The organism is Paenibacillus sp. J31R109, from assembly GCF_059692055.1.
In genome coordinates this window covers 729,355-741,211 of sequence record NZ_JCAUAR010000001.1, presented here as the reverse complement: position 1 = coordinate 741,211, position 11,857 = coordinate 729,355, and the positions used below count along the sequence as shown (strand labels likewise).

The 11,857-nt window shown below is 42.4% G+C and carries 16 protein-coding genes; 3 read left to right on the top strand and 13 right to left on the bottom strand.

What is annotated here, in order from left to right; all coding sequences use genetic code 11:
- Positions 1 to 38: 38 nt before the first annotated feature.
- The 3 genes from AC58QT_RS03400 to AC58QT_RS03390 all read right to left on the bottom strand — a co-directional run bounded on the left by AC58QT_RS03400 (position 39) and on the right by AC58QT_RS03390 (position 1,816).
- Positions 39 to 290, bottom strand: coding sequence for a YolD-like family protein (locus AC58QT_RS03400; RefSeq protein WP_310500221.1), 252 nt, complete (start codon positions 288 to 290; stop codon positions 39 to 41).
- 23 nt (positions 291 to 313) lie between these two features.
- On the bottom strand, positions 314 to 517 hold the full coding sequence (locus AC58QT_RS03395; protein ID WP_497286350.1) for a YwbE family protein: 204 nt from the start codon (positions 515 to 517) through the stop codon (positions 314 to 316).
- A gap of 99 nt (positions 518 to 616) precedes the next feature.
- Positions 617 to 1,816, bottom strand: a complete 1,200-nt coding sequence (locus AC58QT_RS03390) for an MFS transporter (RefSeq protein ID WP_497407666.1) — start codon at positions 1,814 to 1,816, stop codon at positions 617 to 619.
- Between the two features lie 145 nt (positions 1,817 to 1,961).
- Here AC58QT_RS03390 and AC58QT_RS03385 point away from each other — a divergent pair, with 145 nt between their 5' ends.
- Complete coding sequence (locus tag AC58QT_RS03385) at positions 1,962 to 2,825, top strand: AraC family transcriptional regulator (protein ID WP_497407665.1); 864 nt, start codon at positions 1,962 to 1,964, stop codon at positions 2,823 to 2,825.
- Between the two features lie 91 nt (positions 2,826 to 2,916).
- Positions 2,917 to 3,201, top strand: coding sequence for a hypothetical protein (locus AC58QT_RS03380; RefSeq protein ID WP_497286353.1), 285 nt, complete (start codon positions 2,917 to 2,919; stop codon positions 3,199 to 3,201).
- Between the two features lie 105 nt (positions 3,202 to 3,306).
- On the opposite strand, the gene AC58QT_RS03375 is transcribed toward AC58QT_RS03380, so the two are convergent.
- From AC58QT_RS03375 to sigV, 4 genes are read right to left on the bottom strand one after another with little or no spacing between them, the layout of a single operon-like run.
- Positions 3,307 to 3,567 carry a DUF3892 domain-containing protein gene (locus AC58QT_RS03375; protein WP_497286354.1) on the bottom strand — a complete coding sequence of 87 codons (261 nt, stop codon included), beginning with the start codon at positions 3,565 to 3,567 and terminating at the stop codon, positions 3,307 to 3,309.
- A 56-nt stretch (positions 3,568 to 3,623) separates the two neighbouring features.
- Complete coding sequence (locus AC58QT_RS03370) at positions 3,624 to 3,866, bottom strand: hypothetical protein (RefSeq protein WP_497407664.1); 243 nt, start codon at positions 3,864 to 3,866, stop codon at positions 3,624 to 3,626.
- A 59-nt stretch (positions 3,867 to 3,925) separates the two neighbouring features.
- Positions 3,926 to 4,813 carry an anti-sigma-V factor RsiV gene (gene rsiV / locus AC58QT_RS03365; RefSeq protein ID WP_497407663.1) on the bottom strand — a complete coding sequence of 296 codons (888 nt, stop codon included), beginning with the start codon at positions 4,811 to 4,813 and terminating at the stop codon, positions 3,926 to 3,928.
- Between the two features lie 2 nt (positions 4,814 to 4,815).
- On the bottom strand, positions 4,816 to 5,325 hold the full coding sequence (sigV, locus tag AC58QT_RS03360; RefSeq protein ID WP_497407662.1) for an RNA polymerase sigma factor SigV: 510 nt from the start codon (positions 5,323 to 5,325) through the stop codon (positions 4,816 to 4,818).
- Positions 5,326 to 5,470: 145 nt separating this feature from the next.
- On the opposite strand from sigV, the gene xerS reads away from it, so the two are divergent.
- The gene (gene xerS / locus AC58QT_RS03355) at positions 5,471 to 6,553 is read left to right on the top strand and encodes a tyrosine recombinase XerS (RefSeq protein ID WP_310500229.1); all 1,083 of its coding nucleotides are present in this window, start codon (positions 5,471 to 5,473) and stop codon (positions 6,551 to 6,553) included.
- On the opposite strand, the gene AC58QT_RS03350 is transcribed toward xerS, so the two are convergent.
- The 6 genes from AC58QT_RS03350 to AC58QT_RS03325 form a co-directional block, all read right to left on the bottom strand.
- Positions 6,550 to 6,879, bottom strand: coding sequence for an antibiotic biosynthesis monooxygenase family protein (locus AC58QT_RS03350; RefSeq protein WP_497407661.1), 330 nt, complete (start codon positions 6,877 to 6,879; stop codon positions 6,550 to 6,552). The genes xerS and AC58QT_RS03350 overlap by 4 nt on opposite strands.
- A gap of 126 nt (positions 6,880 to 7,005) precedes the next feature.
- Positions 7,006 to 7,884 (bottom strand): oxidoreductase, encoded by an 879-nt coding sequence (locus AC58QT_RS03345; RefSeq protein WP_497407660.1) that lies wholly within the window; start codon positions 7,882 to 7,884, stop codon positions 7,006 to 7,008.
- A 275-nt stretch (positions 7,885 to 8,159) separates the two neighbouring features.
- Positions 8,160 to 8,723, bottom strand: coding sequence for a TetR/AcrR family transcriptional regulator (locus tag AC58QT_RS03340; protein WP_310500232.1), 564 nt, complete (start codon positions 8,721 to 8,723; stop codon positions 8,160 to 8,162).
- A 99-nt stretch (positions 8,724 to 8,822) separates the two neighbouring features.
- Positions 8,823 to 9,488 (bottom strand): YjgB family protein, encoded by a 666-nt coding sequence (locus tag AC58QT_RS03335; protein WP_497407659.1) that lies wholly within the window; start codon positions 9,486 to 9,488, stop codon positions 8,823 to 8,825.
- A gap of 173 nt (positions 9,489 to 9,661) precedes the next feature.
- Entirely contained in the window at positions 9,662 to 10,651 is a 990-nt protein-coding gene (gene mgrA, locus AC58QT_RS03330; protein ID WP_497407658.1) for an L-glyceraldehyde 3-phosphate reductase, read from the bottom strand.
- Between the two features lie 178 nt (positions 10,652 to 10,829).
- Positions 10,830 to 11,855 (bottom strand): phosphotransferase, encoded by a 1,026-nt coding sequence (locus AC58QT_RS03325; RefSeq protein WP_497407657.1) that lies wholly within the window; start codon positions 11,853 to 11,855, stop codon positions 10,830 to 10,832.
- Positions 11,856 to 11,857: the final 2 nt, after the last annotated feature.

Here is an 11,857-nt window from a genome sequence, read left to right as displayed (position 1 = left end):
TAAGCGTATTGTTCGAATAATTTCAGAAGCACATCATCTTAATCCCGTGGATACTCCACTTTCATAATATCCATGAACGGCACCTTATCCAGCTCGCCATTGCAATCCATATGTACTCTGCCCGTACGTGAATCCATTGTCGCGATTGTGCCTCGAACGGTTTCTTCGCGTCCCCAAACAGTTAACACAATCTCGGAGTTCTCCATCTTCGCTTCCGACAACTGGTTCCCGATCTCCTCTAGTACGAACTCGTCACGTGTTGGCCGTTTCGCTACTTTTGCTTTTGCCATCCCCTATTCTCCTCCATGTTCCGTCAGTTGGACGGCGTAATAATTTCTTTCACGCGACCAACTTGGCCATCTGTGAGTCTTACTTTTATACCATGAGGATGAGTGGGTGAGTTCGTCAATAAATCCTTCACTATCCCGCGTGTAAGTTTCCCGCTTCGCTGGTCTTGCTTTAATACGATATTCACTTCTTTACCGGGCATAACATCTTTACGATTTTGTCCATTCATGCTGCTTATGTCGCCTGCTTTCATGCCATATTGTGATTTATTATACCATAGTTTCTCCGTCTACCCCATCTCGATAAACAATTTATCCAAGCGGGAATCCTAAGATTCCACACCTCTCCTAACAGTCTTCTCCACTGTTGCATCGCTTTTTTTAGAAAAATACGGAATTAATAAGACACTTGAGAAACTAAAGACCATTACAGCCTTGAAGACGAATCCATCAAAGTCTTGAATACCGAGGATTAACGCTAATAGGAACATGCGCGAAATCACCAAGATAAGCTCCCGCCATACCATAACTCTCGTTTGATGAATGGGTTCTAATTGATAAGTCATTACAAACTGTCGTGAGCTCCATATCGTAGCGAAGAAAAACAATCCGATCGTCGTTAAGATGTTGGACAAAATCAAAATCAGAGGTGTTGGGAATAAAGCTAGCAAAAATCCTGCTGCCGCTGCCCCCATGCCAAACGTTAACCATTTGTTATCACTGATCTGACGCGTACGACTGAAGCGACGATATACGAATACACAACCAATCGTGAAGGATGTGTACATAATTTGCAGCAAGGCAATGTTGAGCTTATCTTGCGTGACTGAGAATGTAAAGATCAATGAGAAGATCCCCTGAAACTGAATGAAAAATCCGCCTGCAACCAGCGAAGGAATCATCCATTTCAACTGGGGAGTCGAGAATACTTGACCCAAGCGAAACTTGCGAAACACGGGTTCATTCGCTTCTTTTAATGAGATAAGAGGAACAAAATAGGATGTGAATATCATCAGTCCGATGAAGATGAACATAACGAAGAAGGATGCGGTAAATCCCATCCACTTAATAATCACTGCGAATAGCAACGGATTAATGAAAGAAATCAATTGACCAATTACACTTATCGCGGAAAAAAACGCAGAAAATTCCTTCCCTTTTCCAAAAAGGGAGATCCCCATATTTTGTGCAGAGCCATAAAGACCGTTCGTAATGCCCACTGGAATTGCAATCAAAGTAATATAAAGCATTTTCGGTTCAAAATGGACCCATGATAGTAGAATAAAAGTGACGCCTGCCCCAATGGCTGCAACCCGCATAACCGACCCAATCGTGAACTTGGATAACAGATTCGCGCCAAACATGAAGGCAGCTCCCCAAGCTAGAAACATGATCAAATTAAACCAAGCTACGTCGAAGATTTGATTCCCTTTTTCCCAAATGAACAGATTAATAAAGATACCCATGTAGTTAAAAATAATACCAGAGCTGGCGCTCATCAGTAATAATCGTTTAAGCGCGGTTGTCATATCATGTTGTGCTCTCTTTCTAAACGAATTTTTGGTAAAATGGTTATGGATGCATGAAGGCTCCTTAATAATGAAAATTAATGAATATTTCTGCATTTTAACTTCAACATCATACCACGGAGTTTGCTCGGAAGGAATGTATGTTATGCCTAGATTCATGGACAATACAATAAGTCCCTATCCACTTAGAATTATTACTTTACCTATCGATGCCAGTAAATTAAAGCTGCAATCTCTTCGTATTCGTCATGTTGGCCATTTGCCAGGTCGGATTATGTATCGGGAAGATGCCAAGTTCGAGAGTTTCGCTATTGTCTATATAGCAGGAGGCAAGGGGACTTACCGTGTCAATGACGGGCCGGTGCAGAAAGTCGAAAGTGGAAGCCTCTTCTTCTTTCGTCCGAATCAAGTCTATCAATATGGCCCAGATCCGGGCGGATACTGGGATGAATATTACTTCACGCTTGAAGGTAGCCGTGTACAGGAATGGCAGAACAGTTGGCTCACTGAAATCGACCAAGTGAAGCAGGTTGGCTACGAGGACACGACTCAGCTTAATCGGATCGAACGCATTTTCATCGGGATGGAAAGCGGCATTCCTTCAAATATAGATCGGGCTGCACTGCTTGTAGAGTCCCTCTTATTTGAATTTATTCAACGTGCAGAAGCCACCACGGAGACGACAAAGACGCAGCAATTCATCAATCTCATTGATGAGCTCAGTCATTCATTATATCAACCCTTTGACGCGCAAAGTATCGCGAAGCGACACCATATCTCCCTTTCTACCCTTCGTAGAATCGTTAGCGAATATTCCGGTTATCCACTAAATACCTATATGCATAGAATGAAAATGGCGGAAGCCAAAAATGTTTTGTTGAACACGACAATGTCCGTCAAGGAAATTGCTGCTACATTAGGGTACAATGATGTCTTCTACTTTTCACGTATATTCAAGAAATATGTAGGTGTATCCCCGCTTATTTTTCGAAATACGATGCACACGTAGTGTCAAAATTTATGACAACCTTGCACGACTTGTCACATCGCTGCATATGATAGATTGAAAGCAAATCTTCGTATGTGGAGGTGAATCAGACATGGCACTTACACTATCGGGTTTAATGCTTTATACTATGTGGCTTGTCTTAGGGGTCATGGGTCTTAGCTTTGTAGTAGATTTGTTCAAATCGTTCTCAGCAGGAACTTTTTCCAGCGCTACGGTTACATCCTACTTGAAAGACCTATTGTATTTTGTTTTCCCTCTATTCTTGCTTTCCAACATGATGCCGCTCGATCATACCGATTACATTATCAAAATCGCTTACTACATCGGTGCGCTTGGCGTTATCTACAACTATGTTGGCGGCTATTTCAAAAAGTAAAACTGCAATCGCATTCACAGCTGCTGAGACCCTCAGCAGCTTTTTTAATGCAAAAAAAGCTGTTCACCCATGGTAAACAGCTTCTTATCTCATCAACGATGCCAACTAAAATCGAGGTAAATTCGATAAATTATTGCTAGGATCTCCGTCTGGATACGAACGCAAGGTTTTTTCGCCTTTTCGATTCACACCTGTATTGGCATCCTCAATTAAATCGGCCTCCGTCATCTCAATCGCCGTCTGAACATCCACCACTTGACCATTCTGAAATTTAACAGACTCTATACTCCCATCCTCATAATGCACGGCTTGAATCATCGCTTTATTGGGATCTATCGTATGGGGACCACTTTGACGTCGCGGCATATCGTTTCCTCCTTCGTTAGCATGTAAAACCCCACAGAAGTGGGGCTACCTGCCTGCTATGACTGAATTGACTCGCTTTGTGATTTCATTTCTTGCTTCAGTTCTTCCGTCTTTTGCTGCGCTTGCTTGATTTGCGTTTGGAGATCCTCTACTTGCTGTTCAGCTTCTGAGAGTGCCGCAGCGGTAGCCTGCGAATAGATTTGTTGTGCAACTTGCAATGTTTGTTCCGCTGCTTGCTCTGCTTTTTGGGCAACATCCTTAATTTGCGCTAAACCAAGTTCCTTTTGTTGTTGCGGCATGGTAATACCCCCAGCTGATGTTTTGCATACCCAATTAATGTAGGCAATGGAGTCCAATTTTATTCGGGCAAAAGATAAGCATGTGTAGATAACTGAGCCGCTAATAGGTTGGTCGGAATTACAAACTCAGGCCCCCCCATATAACCAGGCGTCACTTCATATTTCTGAAAAACAATGACAAGCTTGCCTTCTTTATTCAAGTAAAAGCTTTGATCTTTTTTAATGGACGTAAAGTTAAACTTCACCTCATTCGGAACACCTTCTACCCAATACACTTTGGAAGGATCATCCTTCATCTGTTGTTTCATTTGGGCTTTAATATAGTCACTAATCACCTGAATGTAGCCATCATCCTTAAATAAGCTCGGCAAAGTGATTAACAACTGATTTTTCTTATCAATCGTGTCATATTGGAAAACAGTTGACGATGAAGCGGCTGTATTGACAACATACCTCCCCACCGAGAAGATCTGATCATTGTCCGTTTTTACGATATAACCACTATCTACGCCGAGATGTCCCTCTAATCCACTAGCTTTCATCTGAGCAATGTCATTCATGAAATTCGTGTAGAGTTTTTTACTCTCTTCCAAATACTTGGCATTTAAGGATTCTTCTAACGTCTTGTTCTCCAGATTTGTTATGATGGGAACTTCTACATTCGCTTTGTTTGCACCGTCATCGTAATGATATTCACGAAAGGTCAGCACTTTAATTAATTTGCCTACGACAGGTATGTCAGATAAGGATTGTGCCATGGCTGGACTCGTATTAAGACCCGCTACGAAAATGATAGCCGCAGCAGTGATAGCTACTGGAAGCCACTTCAGATTGGTTTTAGGCTTTTTTCTATGTTGGTTAATGGCTTGATTGACAATAAAATCGAGTTCGTCAGGGATTGGAATCTCCATATAGGTTTGTTTCATCTTCTCTAGCTTCTCGTCCATGGTTAGTTTACCTCCACAAGCTTATCATCGTTCATTTTTATTCGTAAAAGCTTAAGTGCTTGGTAGAGCCGCGTCTTGATCGTACTCGAGTTTTCTTTTAGCACATCCGCGATTTCATCGATCTTCAAATCCTCGAAATATCGAAGCGTAATCACACTGCGATACATCGTTGGTAGATCATCCAGCGCCCGCTCCAAATCTATATTCGTATAGGCATCTTCACTGCCGGGTGTCAAAGCTTCCATGGATATATCATCCATAACGGTTAGCTTCTTATGTTTACGCAAGAAATCAAGCGAGGTATTCACGACGATTCGATAAAACCAGCTCTTGATTGCCGCTTGGCTTTTCAAAGCATCAGACCCAGCCAATGCCTTTTGAATTGCCTCTTGCACAATATCAAGGGCATCTTCTTGATTTTTCACATAGCTGTAGGCAAGCCGATACACATTCTCTTTATGTTCAGTTATACAGGCAATTAACTCGTTTTCTAGCTTCCTATTCTTAGTCATGTCGTTGATGACGCTCCTTTTACCGCGCAGTTAATCGTGTTGTAGCTAAGACGTCTCAGGGTCTAAAATAGTTTGATTCCTATCTCTACCAATTTCGAGAATGCACTGGTATACTAACAGCAAGACGCTTATGAGGTGAACCGCTATGAATATAATTAAAGTTAAAGACCGTCATGAGTTAGATCGTCGCGTACCTTCCATGCCGTGGTATATTGAGAAATTCATTAATTACAAACTACCTGATCTCTCCCCATCATCCCTGCTCGAATATGTTCGCGATTATGAAATATTCCTATCTTGGCTTCTCGCGGAGGGGTTAAGTACAGCAACTGCCATGAATCAAGTCCCTCTCGAGGACTTAGAACGATTACATATGGACAGCGTTAATAATTTTCGCATGTTCCTTGCTACTCGTAAAGCACAAGCTAATGGTAAAACAACGATCAACCGCAAGCTATCTGCGCTTCGATCCTTGTTTCATTATTTGAGTCAAATTGCTGAGGATGATAACTTCTACCCGCTCCTGAAGCGCAATGTGATGGCTAAGGTAGAGATTAAGCGTGCACACAAGGCAAAAGACAGCGCGGCGAAGCTGGAAGGCAAGCTGTTGCAGGAGGAAGAAATTGCGGAGTTCATTGCTTATTTGAAGGAAGGTTATGGACACGATGTCGCAACCAATAAACAAGCACTTTATGCATATGAATTAAACAAAGTAAGGGATGCCTGTATCGTAACGCTTATTCTAAATTCGGGGCTTCGTGTTTCCGAGGTATTTAACTTGAATGTCGATGATATTGATATGAAATTGAAGCTCGTCCACGTGTACCGCAAAGGTAAAAATGACGACACTTTCAAAACACCGGTCTATTTTAGACTTGATGCCATACAAACCATTACGGATTACTTGGCTATTCGCTCTTCGCGCTACAAGCCAGCCAAAAAAGAAAAAGCCCTCTTCATTGCCATGGCCAATGGCAAAAAAGAGGGCGAACGTATGACGAAACGAGCGATTCAAGAACTTGTCATTAAATATGCGAAAAGATTTGGGAAGCCGTATCTATCTGTACATAAACTGCGGCACTCCTTCGCAACGGATTATTACTTACAGAACGACTTGTACAAAACACAAGAGCAGCTCGGCCATGCTTCCCCTGAGACCACGCAAATCTATGCGCATCTCACGGATCGTACGATGTCTGAAGCGATTGACAAGCGCGCGGAATCTTAATCGCCTGCTGGTTCGAAAGTTCGAACCACTTCATACATGCCGGGTTCAAATGTAGCAATCGTCATAGCTTCTTGTAGATACGGAAGCGGCTTAGGATCATTTCGCATAGCTTGGTAAGCTTCCGCACTTTTCCACTGTGCATACATAGTTACTTTCGTGCCATCCACACTTCGATGAAGACTGCTAGAGATAAATTCAGGAGCATATCGGACTGAAACGTCTGTTGCTCTGGTAAGTAACTCAATGAGACGTTCTTGATTAGCAGGTTCAACCGTAAATACATTAATGAGGGTAACCATTTCTGAATTCATAGTAATATGTGTCATGTTAGTAAGATCTCCGTTTCATATTTATAAAAACTTATCCAAGCGGATAAGTTTTTTTGCTTATCTTTGGGCTAAGGCTAACTTTTTATACACGTTTAAGATAGGGATGAATGCACAGGAGCAAGCTTATTCGTCAAGCTCGTTATACATTTGTGATACGGCTGGATCCAAATCTCTTTGCTCAAAATCAGCAGAACGGCTTAACTTTTCCCAACGCTTCGTTTCGGCTAACTTGCCTGCGTCTACCGCGTTTGCGATATCCACGGCATCACTTCCGAGCAACAAGCGAAGCGGTGGATGATCTTCATTTACCATCGTAATAATCGCTTGCGCCGCTTTATCCGGATCGCCATTCTCTTTCCCCGTTCTATCGCGCAAATGTTTCAGAAGTCCACCGACTGTTTGACGATAAGCTTCACTTGGTTCGATATGCTGCATCGAAGAGCCTGCCCAATCGGTGCGGAAGCCGCCCGGTTCAATCAATGTGACCTTAAGTCCCAGCGGTGCCACTTCTTTAGACAATACCTCGGAGAAGCCCTCTACTGCCCACTTGGCTGTTTGATAAGCACCAAGACCTGGCGCGCCTGTTCGGCCACCAATCGAGGAGAACTGAACGATATGACCGAAACCTTGTTCTCTCAACATAGGTAGCGCGGCTTTCGTTACGTTGATCACGCCCCACAGGTTCGTTTCGATCTGTGCACGGAAATCCTCCATCGACGTTTCTTCAATAGAAGAAATATTCCCGTAACCCGCATTATTAACAAGGACATCTAACCGTCCGAAAGTTTCAAAAGCTGTATGAATAGCTGCTTCAGCCTGATCATATCGATTCACATCCAACTGCACGATCCTTACCTGATCTCCGTAACGTGCAGATAGATCAGCTAATTGTTCGGTACTGCGAGCCGTCGCGACGAGTTGGTCACCTTTAGCAAGCACAGCCTCTGCAAGACTGCGTCCAAAACCTCGTGAACTTCCTGTAATCAACCATACTTTCGACATATCATGTTCCTCCTTCAGATGTGTTTGGAATGTTTATTCCATGGTTAGTATATCTCCGAAGAACTCTTACGTCAAGATGTTTTGGAATAATTATTCCAACATTATTTCCCCAAAATAATAAACTCATTTTTAAAATCCCTTATTTTATTAAGTTATTATAGATAACGGGAGATATATCTCTTCTATCTGCAAGAAATTCTGGAATATTTATTCCGATATCTCAATAAAAAAACAGCCTTTGTGACCACGATTCGCAGTCGTTCAAATGGCTGTTTCTATACTAGCAGCGCTTTCCAAGATGACTCTAGAACTTGTTGAATCTGGATTTCATCCAATGGATATTTCTGTACATAATATCCTTTCAGGATGGATGAAATAATACCGTGAATCAGTTGATGGGATAAGTGAGATTCCATCTCCCTAAAAATCCCTTGCTTCTGCCCTTCAACAATAACTGACAGAACAACTTCCCGGGAATTGTCGCCATCATCCATGTTACGTAACTCATGCGAAATATAAGGAGAAAAAGAAAAACTGTCAATAAACAGAAACTCCTTGGGAAAATCGATACCGAACTGAAGTCGATTCAACTGAAGTCGCTTAAAGCGCTCATAAAGACTTGCTTCGGGTGTGAATCCCTGCACGAGGTATTCGCCCAAATGCATCCGCGCCTCTTTATAGACCGCATTAACGATCTCTTCCTTGTTAGCAAAATAGTTGTAAATGGTGCCAGACCCTACATTTGCTCTCTTAAATATCTTAGAGAAGGTAACTGCCTGTAAACCCTCTTCATGTATTAAGTCGAGCGTGGCAGCCATAATATCCTGTTTCTTACTCATCCATTCCACCTCTTGACACTAACATAGTACGAGCTAGAGGCAGATGTCAAGTATACCTAGGAAATAAGCAACTGGCCACACACGCTCAGCGTTGAACCATTATCCAGCCATATTGTTGACGGAATGTACGGTATCAAAGACAGAGATATGATCTACTTTACCTGTGGATTTGGGAATAATAAATTTAAGCTGAAATGCTTTGGAAGCTGTATAGATATAAATGGTATCATCCCCATTTAATTTGATATCAGCCGGTTTCCCTAATGCTTGTTCAATCTGACTTAATGTCAATGTACGCAACTGCGGATCATTGGAGCGAATATCGATAATTTGACTTCCCTTATTAAACCCAATGACAGCATTTTTCTTCGAGTATGTTGCGTAAATCCCACTACCCGCTGATTCTGTCTTATCTGCTTTCCCCCACGATTTCTCCACCTCGTCAGTAAGTCCAGTTGTAGCAGCAAACGGGATGCCGCTAACTTTTCCAGATTTGGCAAGTTCAAGCATATCTTTCAATTGTTTCGAAACCGTAGTGGTTGTCGATGAAGGTGCTGGTGTAGTAGAAGGACTCACAGATGGACTCGCAGTTGGGCTTGCCACAGAACTCGGTGTAGGCGTTGCAGATGGGCTCGATGACGCACTAGCACTAGGAGTTGGTGTTGAACTTGCCGCTGGTTCTTGTGTTGAAGTACATGCTGTTAACAGGATCATCGTTGATAGAAGCATTGTATATATGGTTGTTTTCTTATTATTTTTTTTCATCTTGATCTCCTCTTTTCTTTTTACTTACTTTTTTTACTTACCTTACGGATATATGACGATCTAATTACTAAAAAGGTTGCTTAGCATATTTATGAAATAAAATAAACCATAAGGAAAAATCCCTTATGGTTTATTCTCTTCTGTATTTGACTTTATATGAGAAAACCAATAAATTATTTCAGAACTTGTTCAATCGCAGCCAATTCCTCAGGAGAAAACGCGAGATTCTTGAGTGCAGCAACATTCTCCTCAATTTGCGACACGCGGCTGGCACCAATTAATGCGGATGTGACGCGCTCACCGCGTAGTACCCAAGCAAGCGACATCTGCGCCAAGCTTTGTCCACGAGAGCTAGCCAATTCATTCAGTTGAATAATTTGATTCAGCTTTTCTTCCGTAATGTCTTTTTCTTTTAAGAATTGGCTTTTCCCGCCAGCTCTCGAATCCGCTGGAATCCCGTTCAAATACTTACTGGTGAGCAATCCTTGTGCAAGTGGGCAGAATGCGATACTCCCTGCGCCGAAGTCATCTAAGACATCCTGCAAGCCATCCTCGATCCAGCGATTCATCATGCTGTAAGCGGGTTGATGAATAAGTAGCGGAGTACCCAAACCTTTGAGTATCGAAGCTGCTTCTTTGGTTTGTTCGGCTGAATAGTTGGAAAGGCCAACATAGAGCGCTTTACCTTGACGCACGATTAAATCCAGCGCCGCCATTGTCTCTTCGAACGGTGTGTTTGGATCTGGACGGTGAGAGTAGAAAATATCTACATAGTCTAGGCCCATTCTTTTTAAACTTTGATCTAAACTAGACACCATGTTCTTCTTGGAGCCCCACTCACCATAAGGGCCTTCCCACATGTAGTAGCCTGATTTGGTCGAGATGATAAGCTCGTCACGGTAGGCACTCAGGTCACTCTTAAGTACACGCCCCATGAGCTCCTCTGCGGAACCTGGCGGCGGTCCATAGTTATTGGCTAAGTCAAAGTGTGTAATCCCTAAATCAAATGAACGAAGCAGCATCGCTCGTCCGTTCTCATGCAAATCTAATCCCCCAAAATTGTGCCACATACCGAGAGAAATAGCGGGTAACTTAAGCCCTGATTTCCCCGTACGATTATATTTCATTTCTGCATACCGCGTTGAACTTGCTTGATAAACCATGATTGTCCTCCTTCACATTCTAAGAAAATCCTTTTTAGCAAATAAATGATATTGTCACTAAAGTTTTCGCAAATAGCTCGTATCCTATGTACTAGTATAGTTGAAGGCTATCAACAAAAAAAGAACTGAAAAAAACGTGTCTTACTCACCTTCAGGTTAGTAGGACACGTGAAATAGACTACATCTGATCAAAACGTAACAAATCCTTATGCATTTGAAGCCATTTGGTCTTCTCATATGTATTGCGAATAATATCTACCAGTACGCCCTGTGGATCCACGCCATCTAAGTAACGACCTAGAAAATGAATGAACACATCAAGCCTGCGAAGTTCGATTAACAAGGGTAATATACTGATTTCATCTTGTGATAATTGAACAAACTGGCGATAACCTTCATAGAAAGCTTTACTATTAGCATGAAGCTTTTCTTCTGGAATCGTGGGATCAATGAGATCGGATAAACATACGGCAAGTTCCATGACTCGTACATCGACCGTTACAAATTCAAAATCTAGAATCGCCACAAAACGCCCTTCATCATCCACTAGCATGTTGGAACCATTAATATCCCCATGAACGAGCTGATGCGGCAGCTGCCGAATCGTTGGAATTGCTGAATATAAAGCCATATAGCGATTAATTATATAAGCAAGTTCCTCCTGCTGGGCTAAGAACGGCTCCGGCGGATGCTGCGCAAAAGCGCGGATCGCATCTGGCTTGCAGCTAGGATGAATATGTTCAATTTCATAATAAGGAGCATACTCCGGTTTATCCGCAATTGCTATGTTAGCTAAGGCAGCGGATAGTTGGCCTGCTGCTTTCCCCATTTCTTTCAGTTGACTCAAACCAATTTCGATTGGATTACTACCTGCTGTAAAAGTAAATAAAGCCGCGAGCTTTCCGTCATCATCCCCAAGTGTCACAACTGTCCCACCCGTAGGAAGCTCTAATGGCATCGGAATGTCGAAAGGAAGCTCGTCTTTCCTTTTAGCTAATTGAAGTAATACACGATGTTCAAAGTTAATTTTGTTACGGTCTCGATGTGTTTCATACAATCGCAGGACATACGTGCAGCCCTCTACTTCAACGAAACGTGTCGTATTATTCATTCCACCTGCACCAACACGCAACGTCCATGTTTGGTTTGGAAACCAATTAGCGGGAAGTAAAGCTAATTGATCTTCTTGTTCGATAACTCGCATAA